Source organism: Streptomyces sp. DG2A-72, assembly GCF_030499575.1.
Classification (GTDB): domain Bacteria; phylum Actinomycetota; class Actinomycetes; order Streptomycetales; family Streptomycetaceae; genus Streptomyces.
Map to the genome: position 1 here is coordinate 2,731,895 of NZ_JASTLC010000001.1, position 20,058 is coordinate 2,751,952.

Annotated in this window: 12 protein-coding genes and 1 pseudogene; 5 read left to right on the plus strand and 8 right to left on the minus strand. The window is 67.4% G+C overall.

The features are described 5' to 3' along the window. Positions 1-47 precede the first annotated feature (47 nt). Together pulA and QQY66_RS50365 are read right to left on the minus strand one after the other, a co-directional pair. Positions 48-5,405 carry a pullulanase-type alpha-1,6-glucosidase gene (gene pulA / locus QQY66_RS13090; RefSeq protein WP_301979442.1) on the minus strand — a complete coding sequence of 1,786 codons (5,358 nt, stop codon included), beginning with the start codon at positions 5,403-5,405 and terminating at the stop codon, positions 48-50. Between the two features lie 106 nt (positions 5,406-5,511). Then, positions 5,512-7,092 carry a non-reducing end alpha-L-arabinofuranosidase family hydrolase gene (locus QQY66_RS50365; protein ID WP_367666971.1) on the minus strand — a complete coding sequence of 527 codons (1,581 nt, stop codon included), beginning with the start codon at positions 7,090-7,092 and terminating at the stop codon, positions 5,512-5,514. Between the two features lie 558 nt (positions 7,093-7,650). Between QQY66_RS50365 and QQY66_RS13105 the strand changes: the two genes are divergently transcribed. Then, complete coding sequence (locus tag QQY66_RS13105) at positions 7,651-8,055, plus strand: DUF485 domain-containing protein (RefSeq protein WP_301979443.1); 405 nt, start codon at positions 7,651-7,653, stop codon at positions 8,053-8,055. 80 nt (positions 8,056-8,135) lie between these two features. After that, positions 8,136-9,671, plus strand: a complete 1,536-nt coding sequence (locus QQY66_RS13110) for a cation acetate symporter (protein WP_301987288.1) — start codon at positions 8,136-8,138, stop codon at positions 9,669-9,671. 53 nt (positions 9,672-9,724) lie between these two features. Here the strand turns inward: QQY66_RS13110 and QQY66_RS13115 are convergent, their stop codons facing one another. The 3 genes from QQY66_RS13115 to QQY66_RS13125 form a co-directional block, all read right to left on the minus strand. Further along, on the minus strand, positions 9,725-11,104 hold the full coding sequence (locus tag QQY66_RS13115) for an alpha-amylase family protein (RefSeq protein WP_301979444.1): 1,380 nt from the start codon (positions 11,102-11,104) through the stop codon (positions 9,725-9,727). 436 nt (positions 11,105-11,540) lie between these two features. Next, positions 11,541-11,993: a hypothetical protein gene (locus tag QQY66_RS13120; RefSeq protein ID WP_301979445.1), complete on the minus strand. Its 453-nt coding sequence runs from the start codon at positions 11,991-11,993 to the stop codon at positions 11,541-11,543. Between the two features lie 72 nt (positions 11,994-12,065). Further along, positions 12,066-12,995 (minus strand): hypothetical protein, encoded by a 930-nt coding sequence (locus QQY66_RS13125; protein WP_301979447.1) that lies wholly within the window; start codon positions 12,993-12,995, stop codon positions 12,066-12,068. A gap of 281 nt (positions 12,996-13,276) precedes the next feature. On the opposite strand from QQY66_RS13125, the gene QQY66_RS13130 reads away from it, so the two are divergent. Genes QQY66_RS13130 through QQY66_RS13140 form a run of 3 tightly spaced genes read left to right on the plus strand, consistent with a single transcriptional unit; the run spans position 13,277 to position 16,193 of the window. Continuing rightward, positions 13,277-14,425: a sensor histidine kinase gene (locus tag QQY66_RS13130; protein ID WP_301979449.1), complete on the plus strand. Its 1,149-nt coding sequence runs from the start codon at positions 13,277-13,279 to the stop codon at positions 14,423-14,425. Then, positions 14,413-15,543 carry a hypothetical protein gene (locus tag QQY66_RS13135; RefSeq protein ID WP_301979451.1) on the plus strand — a complete coding sequence of 377 codons (1,131 nt, stop codon included), beginning with the start codon at positions 14,413-14,415 and terminating at the stop codon, positions 15,541-15,543. The genes QQY66_RS13130 and QQY66_RS13135 overlap by 13 nt, the downstream gene beginning before the upstream one ends. Continuing rightward, positions 15,519-16,193 (plus strand): response regulator, encoded by a 675-nt coding sequence (locus tag QQY66_RS13140; RefSeq protein WP_301979453.1) that lies wholly within the window; start codon positions 15,519-15,521, stop codon positions 16,191-16,193. Before QQY66_RS13135 ends, QQY66_RS13140 begins: the two co-directional genes overlap by 25 nt. Positions 16,194-16,235: 42 nt before the next feature. Here the strand turns inward: QQY66_RS13140 and QQY66_RS13145 are convergent, their stop codons facing one another. The 3 genes and pseudogenes from QQY66_RS13145 to QQY66_RS13155 form a co-directional block, all read right to left on the minus strand. Beyond that, on the minus strand, positions 16,236-17,900 hold the full coding sequence (locus QQY66_RS13145; protein ID WP_301979455.1) for a glycoside hydrolase family 13 protein: 1,665 nt from the start codon (positions 17,898-17,900) through the stop codon (positions 16,236-16,238). 179 nt (positions 17,901-18,079) lie between these two features. Then, positions 18,080-18,988: a sugar ABC transporter permease gene (locus QQY66_RS13150; protein WP_301979457.1), complete on the minus strand. Its 909-nt coding sequence runs from the start codon at positions 18,986-18,988 to the stop codon at positions 18,080-18,082. A gap of 13 nt (positions 18,989-19,001) precedes the next feature. Continuing rightward, positions 19,002-19,937, minus strand: a pseudogene (locus QQY66_RS13155) (carbohydrate ABC transporter permease); the annotation flags it as partial. Between the last annotated feature and the right edge of the window lie 121 nt (positions 19,938-20,058).

The window sequence follows — 20,058 nt, forward strand, 5'->3', positions numbered from 1 at the left end:
GGGGCAGACCAGGATGCACGGTCTGCCCCACCAAGGTAATGCCCTTGTCAGGAAGTCCGGGTAAATACCGCAACGGTCCGACCCGGAACGGCGAAGGTGCCCGAAATCCGCTCGAAGGAAGCCGACTTGGCGATAGGGTCCCCTCCCGACGCCTGCACCGGGTGCAGCCGGTAGCCGGTCCCGGCCGACGACTCGATCCGCTGCTTCTGCTCCTCGGGCGTCGCGTTGAACACGACGACCAGATCACCGAGCACCATGGTGATCACGCCGGGCGTCTCGTCCTTCCCCGACAGCGGGAAGGAGAGCGTCGACTGCACCTGGCCGGCGGTGTCGAGGGAGAAGGCCTTCTTGGTCGTACGGATCTTCAGCAGATCCCGGTACGCCGCCGCCGCCCCCTCGATCTGCTCGCAGCCGACCTTCACCGTGCCCAACAGTGGTTTGGCGTACGGCCACTTGGACTCGTTGTCGGCCGCCATCGGCAGCCCGCGCCCGAAGCCGTTGCCGTCCGCGCAGTTCCAGTGGACGGCGTTGAACCAGTCGCCGCTGTCGTACGAGTTGCGGTCCAGGGACTTGGAGCGCAGCAGGTCGGTGCCCGCCTGGGAGAGCGCCGGGCCCTGCGAGAGGGTGGCCGTGGCCATGGCGAGGACCTGCATCCGGGCGCGGTCGGCCGCGCTCGTCGTGGCGGGCAACTTGAAGGCCAGCGCGTCGAACAGGGACTCGTTGTCGTGCGCGTCGGCGTAGGCGAGAGCGTCACCGGGCGCGTCCGCGTAGCCGGCGGGCGAGCCGTTGTAGTCGACGTCGGCGCCGGTGACCTCCTTGCCGCTGGTGTCGGTGAAGGTGAACCGGGCGAGATTTCCGCTGAGCCCCACCTTGATCAGGTCCTGGTAGTGCAGCAGACGCGCCTTCTGCTCCGCCGTACTCCCGTTGCTCTCCGAGGAGTTGGGGTCCGTGTACAGCCCCGACGCGAAGCCCTGGACGCCGGGGTCCTCGTCGAAGGGGCCACCGCCGCGTACGGCGTCCCGCGCCCGGTCGGAGAAGGTCGCGATCCCTGTCCCCGCCATGTTCTTCTGCGTGGCCTGCACGAAGCGCGTGTCGTCGGCGACCTCGCCGAAGTTCCAGCCCTCGCCGTACAGGATGATCTTCTTGCCGTCGACGCCGTCCTTGGCGAGGGTCAGCGCGTCGAGGGCCTTCCTGACCGCCAGGATGTTGGCCTTCGGGTGGTGGCCCATCAGGTCGAAGCGGAAGCCGTCGACCTTGTACTCCTTGGCCCACGTGACGATCGAGTCGACGACGAGCTTGCCCATCATGGCGTTCTCGGTGGCCGTGTTGGCACAGCAGGTGCTGTTCGCGACCGAGCCGTCCGCGAGAAGCCGCTGGTAGTAGCCGGGCACGATCCGGTCGAGGACGCTCGTCCCCGCCTGACCGCTCGCCGCCGTGTGGTTGTAGACGACGTCCATGACGACCCGCAGGCCGTCCTCGTTCAGCGCCTTGACCATCTTGCGGAACTCGACCGTACGGCCGGTGCCGTCCGGGTCGGTGGCGTACGAGCCCTCGGGGACCGTGTAGTGGTAGGGGTCGTAGCCCCAGTTGTAGGCGTCCTTCGCGGCGATCTTCCCGATGCACTCCTGCTGCTTGTCGGAGTCGGCCGGGTAGGAGGCCAGGTCGCAGTCGGCGGTCGCCTGGTCGGATCGCTTCTCCGGAATGGTGGCGATGTCGAAGGCGGGCAGCAGATGCACATACGACGTCCCGGACTCGGCCAGCCGCTTGAGGTGCCGGGAGCCGTCGCTCGCCTTGTCGGTGAAGGCGAGGTAGGTGCCGGGGTGCTCGGACGTCCTGTCCTCCACCGAGAAGTCGCGGATGTGCAGCTCCTGGATCTGGGCGTCCTTGAGCGGTACGGCCTTCGGCTTTTTCAGTGACGTCCAGCCGCTGGGCGCGAGGGACTTGTCGGCGAGGTCGACGACGAGGCTGCGCTCGGAGTCGGCGGTGAGGGCGAGTGAGTAGGGGTCGGTGACCTTGTTGGTGACGACCTTCCGAACGCTGGGCGCCCAGACCTTCACGACGTACCGATAGGGCTTGTTCTGCCAGGACTTGGGGCCGGTGACGGACCAGACGCCGGTGGTGTCGTCGCGGCGCATCCGCTGGAGCGAGCCGTCCAGCTCGACGGCGACCGACTGCGCGGTCGGCGCCCAGACGGCCAGCGTGGGACGGCCCTTGTCGAAGGTCGGGCCGAGGTCGGCCGTCGTGGCGGTGGAGTAGAGATCGTCGAGCACTCCGGCGATCTGGACACCGGTCGCCGCCAGGACCGCTCCGTTCGCGGCCCGCTGGGAGGCGACGACCTGGCCGCGCAGCGCCTCGCGCACCCGGTCGCGGTCGCGGGGGTCGACGGACCAGGCGGTGTAGTCCTTCAGGTGCGGGAACCTGGCCTTCTGGGCTTCGGTGAGGGTGGACTTGGTGAGTCGGAGCCAGCGCTGGTCGTCGCCGGTCAGGGCGCCGTCCTCGACGGTGATCGAGCCGGTGCGGGAGTACAGCAGCTGGGTGGAGGCGGCCGCGTCGGAGCCGTTCCAGGCGACCGTGTTCCGGTCGATCCAGACCGCCTTGGAGGTGGTCAGGTCGAGCGCGGCTGCGGAGCCGGCCGGCTGCGGGAGCAGGTACTTCTCCTGGCCGTTCAACAGCCACACCTCATGGCCGTTCGCCCTGAGGTCCAGCGACTGGTCGGCGGCGAGGTCCTTCTCGTCGCCCTTGTGGATGATGTAGCTGAGGCTGCCGGCACCCTCGGTGAGCGGCACCTCGAAGACCGCGCCATAGGAATCAGTCTTCACCGGCTCGAGGGGGTTCGACCAGTCGGTGGGGTTCGCTGCACCCGTCCAGGTGTGCAGGCCCCAGCCGTCGTAGTTCCCGTCGGCGCGGTGGTAGTGCAGGACGGCCTTGGTCTTGTCCTGCGCCGGATACTCGGGCCGCTCCGTCTGTACGGCCTCCTTGCCCTGCTCGATCCAGACCTCGCCGGTCTTGGTGACGTCGATGGTCCGGTCGGCGGAGACGTCCTTGTTGCCGTCCTTGTCGATCACCAGGAAGCCGACACTGGAGGCGCCCGGCTTCAGCTTGACGTAGGCGAAGGCGCCGTAGGCGTCCCGGCCGATGAAGGGGTGGCGCTCGCCCTCGGCGTGCAGGCCCCAGTTCTCGTAGTCGCCGTCGGTGCGCTTGTAGTGGACGATCGCGTAGTCGCGGGAGGAGGCGGTGGGGGGCTCGGGAGCGGGCGGGGTGCCGGTGGTGGAGGCCGCTGTGGCGCTCGCCGTACGGCCCGCCGAGTCGATCACAACCGCCTTGTAGCGCAAGGCAGTTCCGGGCTGTACGTCCTTGCCGATGGTCTGGGTGACCTTGTACGGGGCGTGGTCGGCGGAGCCGAGGGTCTGCCACTTGCCGTTGCCGGTCTGCGCGGCGAAGACGACGCGGTTGAGCTGTCCGCCGTCGGCTTCGGCGATGACGGCCACTGTGCCGGTGGCGCCGGTGGCCGGGGCGTCGAGGGTGATGACCGGCTTCGAAGCGGGCTTGGCCAGGGGGCCTGCTGCCTTGAGGACGACGGCGGATCCGGCCGGGACGGTGACGGTGAGCTTCTTGTCGGCGCGGGAAGTAACGTGCGCGTCACTGCCGTAGATCCCGTGGAAGGCCATGCCCGCCGAACCGGTCGCGAAGGTCGCCGACTTGGCGTCGGCGGCGTTGTTGAAGGCGACGACGTACTCGATACCTGCCCGAGTGCGCGAAAAGGCATAGATTCCGGGCCCCTCGGCCGCGTACCGCTCGGTCTGGACGCCGTCCGTGAGGGCCGGGTTGGCCTTGCGGAGCTTGGCGAGAGCACTGATCTGCTGGTAGAGCGGTGCTCTCGTGTCGTAGGCGTCGCTCGCGTGGGTGCGGTCGGTGCCGAGCTGGTCGTCGTCGAGGTAGTCGGCGGTGGTGGACGCGAACATCGACTGGCGGGCGTCCTTGTCGCCGCCGGAGCCGGTGAAGCCCTGTTCGTCGCCGTAGTAGACCACCGGGTTGCCACGGCTGAGGAACATCAGCTCGTTGGCGAGCCTGTCCTTGGCGAGCAGTTCGGCGTCGGTGGCCTTCGGGTTGTCCTGGTTCAGGAAGTACCCGATGCGGCCCATGTCGTGGTTGCCGAGGAAGGTGACCTGCTCGTACGCGTTGGCCTTGTCGGTCGTGTACTTGTAGTCGTCGCCGAAGACGGAGGCCAGCTTCTGCGCGCTGCCGCCCTGGGAGACGTACTGTCGGGCCGCCTCCTGGAAGGGGAAGTCGAGCGTGGAGTCGAGGCGGCCCTGGGTGACGTACGGCGAAGTGATGTCGGTGTCGGCCGAGTAGACCTCGCCGAACATGAAGAAGTCGTCGCGGCCCTGCTTCTTCGCATACGCGTCGAGGGCTGTGGCCCACTGGGTCCAGAACTCCGTGTTGACGTGCTTCACGGTGTCGATGCGGAAGCCGTCGATGTCGAAGTCCCTGACCCACCGCTGGTAGATCTTCTCCATGCCGCGCACGACCTCGGGACGCTCGGTCCACAGGTCGTCGAGGCCGCCGAAGTCGCCATACGTGGAACTCTCGCCGGCGAAGGTGGAGTCGCCGCGGTTGTGGTACATCGTCGGGTCGTTGAGCCACGACGGGACCTTGGTGTTCTTCGTGGCCTTGGGGGTGCGGGGGAAGGAGTTCTCGCCCACGGCCGGGAAGTCCTTGGTGCCGTCCGCGTAGTCCGCGTCGTCGAAGGGTTCGCCGTCCTTCGTCAGGTACGGGAAGGCGCCCTTGGAGAGGTAGTCGTAGGACTTCTCCTCGTAGTCGACGACGTCCGCCGTGTGGTTGGTGATGACGTCGAAGAAGACCTTCATGCCCTTGGCGTGGGCCTTGGAGATGAGGGTTTCCAGGTCCTTGTTGGTGCCGAAGTGCGGGTCGACCTGGGTGAAGTCGGTGATCCAGTAACCGTGGTAGCCGGCCGAGGCGTTGGTGCCGGTGCCCTGCACGGGCCGGTTCTTGAAGATCGGGGCCATCCAGACGGAGGTGGTGCCCAGGCCCTTGATGTAGTCGAGCTTCTTCGTCAGGCCCTTGAGGTCGCCGCCCTGGTAGAAGCCCTTGTTGGTGGGGTCGTGGCCGGTGGAGAGCCTCGAACCGGTCAGCCCGCCCTTGTCGTTGCCGGTGTCGCCGTTGGCGAAGCGGTCCGGCAGGACGAAGTAGAACTGCTCGCGGGTGAGGTCGTGGCGGGCCGCGGCTTTCGCCAGCGCCGCGTCCGACGGCGGCGGAGGCGGGGTGTCGGCGCGGGCGGCGAGGGGCTGGACGAGCGCTGCGGCCAGCGCGGCAACGGTGACCGCGGCGACCCGTCGGGTGTGCTTGGTGCGGCGCCTCGACGGCACCGGCCATCTCGGTATCAAGATGTGGACTCCTTGCGGCGTTACGGCTCTTCGGGTCCGACCCCGCGCGACCGTATCGCCGCCGAAATGATTTCAGCAAGAGTCCTGAAACGACCGGAAAGAACTTTCAGCAGGGGGAGTTGGTCTGCATCAGCAACCCCAGCCGCCAGGGCAGGGTGCTGTACGGACCGCTCGCCGCGGGGTCCATGCCCTGGTAGAGGAACTGCAGGCGGCACGGGTTGATGGTGAGGGTCTGGTTGTTGGAGTGGCGGACCATCTCGCCGTGACTGATGTCCCGGGTCCAGGGGGTGCCGCTGAAGGCGACATTGCTCGACCGCGCGAACGGGTTGGACTCGGTGTCGGCCAGCGGGGTCCAGCTGCCGTTGATGCTGCTCGACGTCCAGGACCGGAAGTACCGCTTGCCGCCGCTGCCGATCGCCTCGTTGAGCAGCAGGTAGGTGTTGGAGTCCTTGAGCTTGTAGACGTTGGCCGCCTCCCAGAGGCGGTACCTGTTGGAGTCCTGGAGCGCGATGACGGTGTTGGTGAAGCCGTTCGGGAAGTTGGCCACCGTGGTCTCCGACCGATAGAGGTGCCCGTTGTCGGCGGAGGAGAACAGGTAGCACTTGGAGCTGTCGCAGACGTTCCAGAAGTCGACCCAGTGGCCGCTGCCGATGTTGTCCCGGATGATCTGCGGCATGCCGTTCGCGTACATCTTCTTCGGGGCGGTCCACGACCTGGGGTTGGCGATGTCCGAGGTGGTCGAGTACGCCGCGTTGTCCCCGGTCTGGTAGATCAGGTACCACAGCTTGCGCGGCTCGAAGTAGAACACCTGCGGCGCCGCCTTGTACCCGGCACCGATCGCGGTCCGGTCCAGGTAGTGATGCTGCGCGGAGCCGGCCGTCTGCCAACTGGTGAAGTTCAGGTACACCATGCTGTAGCTGCCGTTGGTGGTCGTGGTGGTGGCGAACACGTGCCACCGGCCGTTGTGGTACACGACCGATGGGTCCTTGATCGCGCTGAGCTGGTGACTCGCGTCGGACTTCGGGGAGATGAGCACGCCGCTGGAGTTCCACTGGAAGCTGCCCGGTAAGGCGGCCGCCGACGACGGCGACGCCATCACACCGAGCAACAGGGCCAGCCCGGCCGCCAGTACTCCGAGCATTCTTGTCACGCGCATTGCGACTCCTATGCTGTTCGAGCCGTTGGTGAGATACGGGGTCGCCGTCCCGCTGCTGATCCCGGTGTTCCGGAGGCGGTACGACACCTGCTGGGCACTGCTCGCGGCGTTCAGCGCCACGACCGTCACCGAACCGTCGGTGTTGCCGAACGCCGAGAACCTGAGGTTGGCGTCGGGGGTCGCGGCGCCGATGCGGGCGGCGCCGGGCCGGATGAAGCGGCTGTAGCCCGCGATCGCCCAAAGGCGCTTGGATACGCGGTAGTCGGCGCCGTCCATCTGGATCGGACCGCGCATCGCGCCGACCGAGGCGCCGTACCAGTACACGTATCCACTGGTGTTCCCCTTGGTGAGGGCGTCGTGGACCGCGGAGGCGAACGTGAATCCGTCGTAGCCGCTGCCGTCGTCCCAGTTCTCGTTCCAGGTGGTGCCGTTGGGCGACCACCGCCGTAGAACTTGGCGTACTGGACGAGGAAGTTCGCATACGCTCCGCGCCAGTCGCCGCTCGCGCAGGTGGCACCCGACAGGCCGCACAGGGTGCCGCCGCTGGCATCCGTCCCGTTGGTCTTCATGTACCCGGGCGCGGTCCACGCGTCGGCGTAGAACCGGGTGACGCCGTACGCCTTGGCCTGCTGGGCGAGCCACACCTGGCCCCTGTTCTCGGCGCCGGTGGTGCGGTTGAGCAGCAGGTCGAGGATCTCGCGCTGCTTCTGGGCCGCCAGGGACGTCAGCGTCCACCTTCTGAGTCTGCGCTGCATGACGATTCCCTCCACGGGAGCAATATGGGAGCGCTCCCATACAACGGGGAACGTAGAACCACACGCCACGAGCGTCAATCCCACGTTCCCCGCGAGTTCCAGCCTCCCTGCCAACAGGCGTTGACCGTGCTGCCGTTGCGCCCGGTGTCGCGGTTGTCGACGATCTAGATATTTCGCCGACCAGGTTGATAGTTCAAGGACAGCGCTGCAATACTCCAGTCTCCCCACACTCACAGTCCGTGATCAAAGCATTCCTTCACAGGCGCCCTCGCGGCATATTTTCGCAGCTCAGGATGGTCGCGCGCCCGGCATAAGGCAGCAAAGAAGGTGCATTATGTCCCTACACCCACCGCCAAACGACAGTTTTTACCCGCCTCCTCCACCAAACGTTGAACCTGTAAGTCCGGAGTCGATACACAACTCTCCTGAATTCCATTCAATGCGCAGCGCACACCGCTCCTTCGGCACAGCGGCGACGCTCGTCTCGGTGGGCGGATTCCTCACATACGTCCTGCTGTCGAGTTTCGCCGCCGGCCTGATGAACCAGTCGCTGATCGGCCATCTGACGATCGGGCTGGCCCTGGGCCTTGGCCAGTTCCTCCTCATGGGCACGACGATCTGGCTCTACGTCCGGCACATGGACCGGCGGATCGACCCGGTCACCCACCGCCTGCGGGCCCACATACGGGCCCAGGCACAGCGCCCCGCCCCCTCGGCAAGGCGGTCCGGCACGTGGTGACGCAGGCGGCCGGTCAACTGGTGCATCACGCAGCGGGTGTCACCGACGAGACCACTCAGAAGCTGACGCTCGTCCTGTTCATGTCTGTCGCCGTGGTCACCCTGTTCACGGTGCTGCTGACGGCCCCGCAGCGGGACGAGATCAGCGAGTTCTACCTCGGCAACCGTGACATGTCGCCGCTGCGCAACGGGCTCGCCATGTGCGGTGACTACCTGTCGGCCGCGACACTGCTGGGCAGTACCGGAATCGTCGCGCTGACCGGCTACGACGGTCTGCTCTACCTGGGCGGCACGGTGGTCGCCTGGATGATGGCGCTGCTGCTGATCGCGGAACCACTGCGCAACTCCGGCAAGTTCACGCTGGGCGACAACCTGGCGCTGCGGCTGTCGCAGGGACAGCGATCGGTCCGGCTGGCGCTCGTGCTGTGCACACTGGTCGTGTGCCTGCTGTACCTGGTCGCCCAACTCGTGGGCAGCATAGCCCTGTTGGCGCAGTTCATCGGCACCCCGAGCGGGACGGTCCGGACCATGTGCGTGGTGGTCATCGGCTCCATGGTCGTCGTGTACGCGGCGATCGGCGGTATGCCGGGTGCCACGGTCATCCAGGTGGTCAAGGCCGTGATGCTGGTCGTCGGGGTGGGGTTCACCGCCATCCTGGTGCTGCACCACTTCAGCTGGAACGTCGACAAACTGCTGTCGTCCGCCGCCGGCAACAGCGCCCTGGGCGACCGCTTCCTCGGCCCCGGACTGCGATACGGCGGGACCACCACCAACAAGCTGGACTTCTTCAGCCTGCAACTGGCCATCGTGCTCGGGCTGGCCGCACTGCCGCACATCATGATGCGGCTGCTCGCCCCGCGCACGACGCGTGTGCTGCGCGGCTCGGTGGTATGGGCCGTGGGGCTGATCGGCTTCGTGTGTCTGATGGCGGGCGTGCTGGGCCTGGGCGCCACGGCGATCGTGGGCCGGGGGGAGATCGCGAACGTCGACCCCAAGGGCGATGCCGCGGTGCTTCTGCTCGGGTACGAGCTCGGCGGCCCCATACTCACAGCGCTCCTGTCCAGCCTGGCCTTCGTCACGCTGCTCGGAGTGGCCGGCGGACTCACCCTCGCCGGGGCCTCCTCGATCGCCCACGACCTCTACGGCGCAGTGATCCGCAAGGGGAAGGCGACACAGACGCAAGAGGTGATCGTCGCCCGGCTCGCCGCTGCCGCCATCGGCATCATGGGCATGATGCTGGCCCTGCTGTCCTGGGGCACCAGCACCGCGACGCTGGCCTTCCTGGCCTTCGCGATCGCGGCGTCCGCCATTCTGCCGACGATCGTCTACAGCCTGTTCTGGCGGCGCTTCACCGCACGCGGCGCGCTGCTGAGCCTGTACGGCGGTCTGATCTGCTCGGTGCTCCTGGTGGTGTTCTCCCCGATCGTCTCCTCCACCCCCGACTCGATCTACCCCGGTGCCGACTTCGCCTGGTTCCCGCTGCAGAACCCCGGCATCGTGTCGATCCCGGCGGGCTTCCTGCTGGGCTGGCTCGGCTCCGTGCTGAGCCAGCCTCAGGAACCGCAGGTCTTCGAGGAGTTCGAGGTCCGGGCGCTGGTCGGCGCCGACGAACGGTGATTCGTCCGGAGGTCCTTGTCAAGGGCCTCCGGACCCGCACCGACGTGCGGCGTTCAGCAGTTGGACTTACCCGCGTAGATCGCGAGGGCCGTGTTGGCGCCGAGCGTGGCGGTGAACTGCCCACCGGAGTTCACCGCCACGGTCGTGTTGCTCTGCACATTGCAGTACGTCCCCGCCGGCAGCGACGTCTGATACGTCCGGCTCAGACTGCCGGACTCGTGGTTGATGGCGACGTAGCCCTTGGCACCCCGCCCGAAGGCGATCGCGTCGGCGCCGTTGTCCCACCAGTTGGTGACGGCCTCACCACGCGTGGCGTTACGGAAGGCGACCATCGACTTGATCTCGGGCCAGTTGTGCTGACACTTCCAGCCGTCCTGCCAACAGGCGCCCACCGTACCGCCGTTGGGCGGGCCCGCGTCCGTGTCGGAGAACTCGTAGCCGGAGTTGATGTCGGGGGCGCCGTAGGGCCAGGCCAGCATGAAGACGTTGGCCAGCGTGTAGTCGGCGCCGTCCTTGTAGTTGAGCGTGCTGCCGTTGCGCTCGGTGTCGTGGTTGTCGACGAAGACACCGGAGACACCGCCGCTCATGTAACCCCAGTCCTCGCCGTAGTTCTTCAGATAGGCGAGGTTCTCGCTGTTGAAGACGCGCTTGAGGTCGTAGGCGTAGCGGAACTCCTGGACGTCCCCGTTGCCGGTGTACTCCGTCGGCTGCACGGCCTCCCCGCTGCCGTGGATGACCTCCTGCTTCCAGTACACCGACGGGTTGCTCAGCCGGGACTTGATGTTGGCGAGGTCGGCGGCCGGCATGTGCTTGGCCGCGTCGATGCGGAAGCCGTCGACGCCGAGTGACAGCAGGTCGTTCATGTAGCCGGCGATGGCGCCGCGGACGTAGGACTCCCCGGTGTCCAGGTCGGCGAGGCCCACCAGTTCGCAGTGCTGGACGTTCCAGCGGTCCTGGTAGTCGGTGATCTGACCGGTGCAGTCGTCGAAGTCGGGGGACGAGTACAGGCCCGGGTAGTTGTACTTCGTGTACACCGAGCCGCCGGTGCCGGTGCCGCTGCCCGCCGACATGTGGTTGATGACCGTGTCGACGACGACCTTCACACCGGCCGCGTGGCAGGCGCTGACCATGTCCCGGAAGGCCGCGCGGTCACCGAGCCGACCGGCGATCTTGTAGCTGACGGGCTGGTACGACGTCCACCACTGCGCTCCCTGTATGTGCTCGGCGGGTGGGGAGACCTGGACGTAGCCGTAGCCGGCGGGGCCGAGGGTGTTGGCGCACTCCTTGGCGACCGAGGCGAAGTTCCACTCGAACATCACCGCGGTGACGTCCTTGGTGCCGGGCGGGGAGGCCTGCGCGGGAGTCGCGGGGGCTATGAGGGCCGCCGATGTGGCGGCGAGCGCGGTCGCGGTGACGGACCATCTCAATATCACAGGCGTCAACTCCTTGCGATGACGGCCAGGCGTCGTTGCCGGGCGCCGGCGTGACCGTACCGCCACGAAAGATCTGCAGCAAGAGAGTTGAAACCCATAGTAAGTTCTTTCATCCGTGGCCTTGACGTGCCCTCCTCAACTCACCATCGCAGCCTGGGGCGACAACCCCGAGCGCGTAACCAGCGGGCCCGCTTCGCCAAACTCTGTGGCGTCGCACCAGCCAGGGCGCGACGAGCGGGTGATGGCCGAAGGTCCTTCCCGGCGGAGTGACCTCCTGCTTCTCGGAGTGTGGAAGCGCCCCGCGGCCGACGCTCTCGCAAGAGTCCGAGGTCAAGTTGACACTCCCCGACGCCTTGCGGGGATGCCATGAGAGAGGCATCCCCGCAAGGGACAGGCCGTGACAGGCCCGTCCGCCTCGGCTACGCGGAAGGGGGGATCAGGTCGCCCACCTGTCGCAGGTGCTGGCGCCCACCCAGCGGTGCGAGCTGATGGAGTTGTTGGCCGAGTAGCCGCTGGTGAAGTAGTTGTTGGTGAGGTCGGAGGCGTAGTGCTCGCTGCGGGCGAGGCAGGTGTGGCCGCCGGTCCAGCCCGTGCCGGTTCCGTTGAAGAACTGGACCTCTTGGTGGTTGCCCTTGTTGAGGATGGACGACGCCTTGTTGGTGTCGCTGCCCCGGAACTGATGCGAGCTGTCGCCCCAGTTCGAGTCGTTGGCATCGTCCCTGCCGAGCGGCCCGACGCAGTCGACATAGTCGTAGGCGTACATGTAACCGCTGGCCGCGTTCCTGTAGTTGTCGGCGCAGCTCTCGACGGCGTGCGCGGAGGAGACGGGGATGACGGTTCCGAGAGCAGCCATGCCCAGGACGGTCAGGGCGGCGGGCAGTTTTCTCATGGGTGTAACTCCTCGATCATCTGATGGGTGGGGCTCCCCGCGGCCATGACGCCACGGAAATCTTCGGCGCACCTAACGGCTTTCGAGGTTCCTGGCCCGGGAAAGGGCGGACATCCTCATCTGCCGATAGGTCGCAAATTCTTCGGGGTAATCACGCAGCGTCTTATCTCTGTATTCACCTTCGAGAGAACGCGCGGTCTCCCCGAGGGATGTTCTGCGGGCACACTCGGCCTCGGCCACAGCCAATTTCACTTCGGCGCTCTGGGCTTGGGATGCATTCATCCCCTCGACCAGGGAGTCCCGTTTCTGACGTATCTCGTCCGGACTCCTGAAGGGGTTTTCCGACTCGTTCATGCATCGGGACCATGCCTTGACCGCGGTGACCAGGCGCTCGTCGCGGAGAATCCGCGGAACATACAGCGGAGTCAGCCCTGTCACGGTCTTCTTGACCCGGAACCAGGTCGGATAGTCGCCGTAGAGCCGCTCCCGTGCTTCGGCGTAACAGCCCTCGCGTGGTGTCCGAGTGGCGCCGCCGGCCGGCAGCTCGGCGGATATGACGTCGTCGAAATCGCCGTCGAGCGCGCGGGAGTAGCGGATGCGCTCCTGCTCAGGAAGTGAGTTGGGGTAGGTGACGCTGGGATGACTGCGGCGTGCCTCCGCGGCCGCGATGTCGAAGGTGCGACCGTAGCCGTACCGGCGAGCCCAGTCGACGTCGTCCACCACGTACGCCCCAGCCTTGCGTTCCGCGATGCCCGCCACCGGCGCCGGCCAGTAGGGGTGGCCCTGGCGCTCCATGCACTTCTCGACAAGTCTTTCTTCCGCGCGGTCGACCTCGACCTCTTCCGCGACGGTCAGGTCTCTGACCTGATTTCCCGCCACGCCGACCGCTTCGCCTTTCTGCGGCCGTTCCCTGTCCTCAGGGTTTCCGCTCTCGGCCGTGCAGCCGACCAGCAGGCAGGCGATAAAAGCAGCGGAAACGAGAACGGCGGATTTTTCCCTCACTTGACACGCCCCCTTGGCGTCTTCTTGTCCACCGGCTCCGCCCCCGTGTTCTCCGATGTTTTCCCCTCGGGCGGTCCAGTACGGAAGATTACGTGGCGGACTGGACCAAGACATGTCACGCGAACGCGTGACAACGCTTCGCACGCGCCGTCTGTCGGCCGCGCTCGCGTTCACGTAAGTTGGGAGCGGGTGTCATCGGCGTACGGGGGAAACACTGTGAGGAATGCGGTCGAATCCGCCCCTTTCTTGGCGGAGGCGGGAATTCCTCTAGTGGAGGCGGCGTGCTGACGCAGGGACCCGCCCAACTTCAGCTTCGGCGCAAGTCCGCACGCCTGTCGGCTGTCCTGAGGGCAGCGAGTGCTGTCGGAGCGGCCCTGGTCGCCGTGGTCGGTTTCGCACCGCCCGCACGCTCCGTCTGGGTGGCCGTCGCGGTCGTCGGACTCCTTCTGTGGAGCGGTCTGTTCATCGTGCTGATGTTCAGGCCGGAACCTCGTTCCTGGCTCTGTGCCGGTGACACCGCTGTCGTCGTGGTGCTCTGCCTGGCGCACGGCAACCTCGTCCCGGCCGAGGTCCTGGGAGCGAGCGCGGGCAGCGGATGGATCGACATGGTCGCCGGCAGCGGCATCTTCATCGCCCAGTTCGGTCTACGGCAGCCCCTGGCGATGGCGGCGGCGATCGCCATCGCGGCGGCTTACGCGGTGGGCGCTCCCGGCATCCGGGACGCCCCCCTGATCATGGTGCTCCAGGGACTGCTCGGCGCCACTGTCGTGTTCCTGCTGCGACACGGAGCGCGCAGGGCGGACCTCGCGCTGTCCGAGGAGGCGGCCGCGCGCGCGTCGGCGCGGGCCCGGTCCGCCGCCCGCACCGACGAACTGGACCAGCAGCGACTGCTGCACGACACGGTGCTCGCCACGCTCACCATCGTGGGCACCGGCAGCATCACCCGTGATTCCGCCGCGCTGACGGAACGGGCCGCGGCCGACCTGGCCGTCATCGCGGACCTGCGGGCGCATCCCGGCGTGGCACGCGACGCGGCGCACGAGCCGGCACCGCTGGATGTCGCGCTGCGCACCGTCGTACTGACGCGCCGCGTCGGCCTCCCGTCACTGGACATCGAGTTCGACGTGCCGCCGCTGGATCTTCCCCACGAGGTCGTGGAAGCCCTCTCGCAAGCGATCGCCGAGGCCCTGACCAACGTGGCCCAGCACGCGGACACCCGCGCTGCCGGGGTCACGGCCCGACGTGCCGGGGAGGGCGTCACCGTCGAAGTCTGCGACAGCGGACGCGGGTTCGACCCCGCGGCTGTTCCCTCCCACCGGCGCGGCCTGCGGGAATCGGTCTACGGCCGGATGCGTGCCGTGGGCGGCAGCGCCCGGGCGGTCTCGTCCCCCGGCGCCGGCACCCGGGTCGTGCTGAGGTGGGAACCCTGACCGCCGGCGTCGCCAGGGGAATGGTCGCCACCCGTTTCGCCATGGCCGTCAATATCGGGCTGGTGGCGATCGTCGGCGTCTGGCACCTGGGTCTGGACACCCTGCTGGTGCTCAGGGGCTGGCCGGTGTACGAGCCGCAGGCCGCCGCCGCGGGCTCCTGGCTGGCCCTCACGGTCATCCAGACGGTCGGGTCGGTCCTGCTGCTGCGTTCGGCGCTCAGCGGGCCCACCGCGCGGTGGCTCGCGGGGGCGGCGCTGGTCACCGGCGTCGTCGCCACCGCCACGTACCCGACGGGCGGGATGATCAGCGACGTGAGCTGGGCGTGGAACACCGTGGGCTGGTTCGGCGTGCTGCTTCTGACGCAGCGTCCGCTGTGGGAGCTGGTCGCCCTGCTCGGCGCCAACACGGCTGTCACGGTGGCCTTCCTGGCCGCCCACGACGCGCTCGACCATGTCATGGTCGCCCGTCTGCTGGCCGTGACGTGCACCACCGCCGGTGTCCAGTTGACCCTCGCGTATCTGGCACGGCAGCTCAACGACGGTGCGAGGGAAGCCACCGAGATCGCTGCCGGCCAGGCCGAGCGCCTCGCCCGTGCCACCGCCGACGAGACCGTGCACGCCGAGCGCCAGCGTCGTTACGAGTACCTGCGCAGCACAGTGGAACCGCTGCTGCGTGGTCTGGCAGAACATCAACTGGACCCGGGGGACACCGTCGTACGCCGGCGCGCCGCCGTGGAGGCGGCACGCCTGCGGAGGCTGTTCGTGGAGACGGACGACACCCCGCACCCGCTCCTGCACGAACTGCGGGCCTGCGCCGATGTCGCCGAGCGGCGTGGCGTACGCGTGGCCCTGCTGGGCTACGGCGACCTGCCCGACCTGCCGTCATCCGTCCGCCGGGAACTGGCGGAAGGGGCCCTGCTGGTCCTGGCCACCGCCGCCACCCGAGCGCGGGTGACCGTGGTGGCGACGCCCGAGGACGTTGTGGTGAGCGTGGTGGCCGACGCCCCGCCGCAGACGCTCGTCGAATCGCCGGGCCCTCTCACCGTGTCCGCCCAATACGACCAGGAGGAGGATCAGCTGTGGTGGGAAACCCGATGGCCGCTACGACCGGCCCCCTGACCGTCGCCATCGTCGACGATCACCCTGTCGTCATCGAAGGCATCCAGACCTGGCTGTCCGAGGAGCCGCGCATCTCGGTGGGGCACACCGGCGAAACCACGGATGTGGAGCCCGGCGTCGCGGATGTCCTCATACTCGATCTGAATCTGCACGGCAGACTCGTCATCGGCGACATCGCCACGCTGGCCGCCGCGGGCCAACGGGTCATCGCCTTCTCGCAGTTCACCGAGCAGCGGGTGGTGCTCGAATCGCTGGAGGCCGGAGCATGCGAGTTCGTCGCGAAGAACGAAGGACGGGCCCACCTGGTGAACGCGGTGCTGGCCGCGGCGGGAGACAGACCCTACGTCACGCCGACAGCCGCCGGAGTCCTGGTAGGTGACCGCGGCGCGAGCAGACCCAAGCTGTCCGCACAGGAACGCACCGCGCTGCTGTGGTGGTTCCAGTCCATGTCGAAGGCTTCGGTCGCCCGGCGCATGGGTGTGTCGGTTCACACCGTGGACGTGTACATCCGTCGGGCGAGAGTCAAGTACGCGCAGGTCGGCAGGACCGCACCGACAAAGGCAGACATGCTGGCTCGGGCGATCGAGGACGGCCTCGTGACGCCCGACGACATCACGGGCTACGAGTCGGCGGCGGTCAGCGGGAGTTGATGCCGCGACGTGTACGGTCGCGGCATCGGGCGGCGATTCCTCTCAGGCCGTGGTCCACCACACCGTCGTGTCGGCCGGCACCTTCGCCTCGCCGTCCGCCTCCGTCACCTCACCGCTGGCAAGCAGCACGCGACCATGCGCGGGCACCGTCACCGACTCACCGCCGGTGTTGGCCACGCACACGAACTCCCCGCGCCGGAAGGCCAGGACGCCCTCGGGAGCGCGCAGCCACTCCACCGCGTTGCCCGCGCCCAGGCCGGGCTGCTCGCGGCGGACGGCGAGCGCGGTGCGGTACAGCTCCAGCGTCGAGTCGGCGTCGCCCGTCTGGGCCTCGATGCTCAACTCGCCCCATCCATCGGGCTGGGGCAGCCAGCTGCCGCCCGTGCCGAAGCCGTACGACGGTCCCGTGCGCGTCCACGGGATCGGCACCCGGCACCCGTCGCGGAAGCCGTCCTGGCCGGCGCCCCGGAAGTACGCCGGGTCCTGGCGGACCTCGTCCGGCAGGTCGACGACGTCCAGAAGGCCCAGCTCCTCGCCCTGGTAGACGTATGCCGAGCCGGGCAGCGCCAGCATCAGCAGGGTGGCGGCGCGGGCGCGGCGCAGGCCCAGTTCGCGGTCGCCCGCCGAGCGGATCTGCGTGCCGAGACCCGGGGGGTTGGCGAAGCGGGTCGCATGGCGGGTGACGTCGTGGTTGGACAGCACCCAGGTGGCGGGGGCGCCCACCGGGCGCATCGCCTCCAGGGTGCGGTCGATGACCGTGCGCAGTTCCTCGGCGTCCCAACTCGTGCTGAGATACTGGAAATTGAAGGCCTGGTGCAGCTCGTCCGGGCGGACGTAGTTGGCGGTGCGCTCGACGGTCGGCGTCCAGGCTTCGGCGACGAAGATCCTCTCCCCCGCGTACTCGTCCAGGATCGTCCGCCACTGGCGGTAGATCACATGCACGCCGTCCTGGTCGAAGAACGGCATGACATCGTTGCCCAGCAGCTTGAGTTGGTCATGAGCACCCAGGTCCGGCAGTCCGTCCGCCTTCACCAGTCCGTGCGCCACGTCGATACGGAAGCCGTCGACGCCCATGTCCAGCCAGAACCGCAGGATCGAGCGGAACTCGTCCCCGACGGCCGGGTGCTCCCAGTTGAAGTCGGGCTGCTCCGGCGCGAAGAGATGCAGATACCACTCGCCGTCGGGCACCCTCGTCCACGCGGGCCCACCGAAGATCGACTCCCAGTCGTTGGGCGGGAGTTCCCCGTTCTCCCCCTTGCCCGGCCGGAAGTGGTACCGGTCCCGGAGCGGCGAACCCGCCCCCTCCGCGACCGCCCGCTTGAACCACTCGTGCTGGTCGGACGAGTGATTGGGCACCAGGTCCACGATGATCCTCAGACCCAGCTCATGCGCGTCGCGGATCAGCGCATCGGCATCGAGCAGATTGCCGAACATCGGGTCCACGGCCCGGTAATCGGCGACGTCGTATCCGGCGTCGGCCTGCGGGGAAGCATAGAAGGGGCTCAACCACACGGCATCGATACCGAGGTCCCGCAGATACGGCAGCCGGGACCGTACGCCTTCCAGATCCCCCATGCCGTCACCGTTGCTGTCGGCGAAGCTGCGCGGATAGACCTGGTAGATCACCGCATCCCGCCACCAGTCGCGGCGCTGGGCGACGGTGGCGAGAGCGGAGTTGACGGCCGGGTCGGCGGAGTGCTGGCTCATGGCGTCCTTGATGAATAACGGGGTCATCGGGCGTGTAAGACGAGACGGCCGCGGTGGAGCGGGGTCGGATGACCACCGCGACCGCCTCGAGTTTTCAGGAAGGGAAGGACAGCGCCCTGCTTTTAGGGGCGCGGGGAACTGCGCGACCAGCCACGACGGCGCCGCAGCCGAAACACAACTCACCCCTTGGTTCCACCGGCGGTAAGCCCTGTCACCAAGTTCCTCTGCACGAGATAGAAGAACCCAGCCGCAGGTATCGCGATCAACACTGCCGTCGCAGCCATCAGGTTCCGCTGAGCGTCATGCTCACTCACAAAGCTCTGCAACCCGACCGCCAGCGTGTACTTCGTGTCGGACAGCATGAACGTGGAGGCGAACGCGACCTCACCGAACGCGGTGATGAAGCTGTAGAACGCGGCCACGGCCAGCCCAGGCCTCGCGAGCGGCAGGATCAGCCGCGCGAACGTGCCGAAGGGGGTCAGCCCGTCGACGCGCCCGGCCTCGTCGATCTCGAACGGGATGGTGTCGAAGTAGCCCTTGAGCAGCCACGCACAGTACGGCACCGCCGTCGAGCAGTAGACGAGGATGAGGCCACCGTAGCTGTCGATGAGCTTCAGCTCCGACAGGATCTGGTACATCGGCACCATGAGTACGGCTACCGGGAACATCTGGGTGACCAGTAGCACCCACATGAACTTCCTGTAGCCGGGGAAGCGCATCCGGGAGACCGCGTATCCGGTGGTGGCGGCGACGAGCACACCGATCACCGTGGCACCCAGCGAGACGATCAGCGAACTCTTCAGCCAGTCGAAGAAGTTCGTGTCCGACAGGACGAACGAGTAGTTGTCGAACGTCATCTTCCCCCAGATCCCTCCGGGGTGCAGATAGTCGTCCTTGTCCGGGCCGAGGGAGAGGAAGACCAGCCAGGCGATCGGGAAGAGCGCGATCAGGCTCGCGGCGATCAGGATGCCGTGGGACGCGAGGGACGCGCCGGGGCCGCGCTCGCCGCGCCGGCGCACCTTGCGGGGTGCGTCGGACGCGGGGGGCTGATCGGCGGGAGCGGACGTCTTGACGGTCGTATTGCTCATGGGGGCTCCTGCCTCAGATCGCGAGCTGCTGGTCGTTGCGGTTCAGCCAGCGGCGGTAGAAGGAGGTGAAGACGATCAGGATGGCCAGCAGCAGCATGCCGTAGGCCGCCGACTGCGCGAAGTCGCGCGGCTGCTGTCCGAAGCCGAGGTAGTAGGCCCAGGTGACGAGGATCTGGGCGTCCGGGGCGGTGTCGCCGAACAGCAGGAAGATGATGGCGAACTGGTTGAAGGTCCAGATGATGCCGAGCAGTACGACGGTGGAGCTGACGGACCTCAGGCCGGGCAGCGTCACGTACCGGAACCGCTGCCAGGGGGTGGCGCCGTCCATCTCCGCGGCCTCGTACAGCGTCGAGTCGATCGACTGCAGACCACCCAGCAGCGAGACCATCATGAACGGCACCCCGCACCACGTGTTGACCATGATCGCGGCGAACCGCTGCCAGAAGGTGTCCTCCAGCCACAGCGGCGTCGGCAGATGGAGCGTCTCCAGCGCGGAGTTGATGATGCCGCCGTCCGCGAGCATGAACCGCCAGCCGAAGACGGTGACGAAGGTGGGCACCGCCCAGGGCAGGACCAGGATCAGCCGGTAGAAGGTGCGGCCGCGCAGCTTCTGGTTGAGCAGCAGCGCCAGGCCCAGACCGATGCAGTAGTGCAGGGCGACACAGGCCGCCGTCCAGAACACCGTCCAGATGAAGTGCGACCAGAAGCGGTCGTAGGCGGTCTCGCCCCACAGGATGTCGGCGTAGTTGTCGAAGCCGATGAACTTGTAGGTGGCCTCGATCTCGTTGACGCCGATCGTGCGACCGGTGTTGAGGCTGTTGGCGTCCGTGAGCGTCAGGTAGAAACCGTACGCGAGCGGATACAGCACGAGGACGCCGAGCACGATGACCACGGGGGCGATCATGGCGTAGGCGTACCAGTACTTCTGGTAGCTGTGCTTCAGGCGCTGGACGGCGACTGTCATGGTTCGACACCTTCTGGAAGATCAAGAAGATCGAAGATCGAAGATCAAGGGGTACGGCTGCGCAGGCCGATGGCCGCCGGATCCTTCCCCCCAATTCAGGAGGATC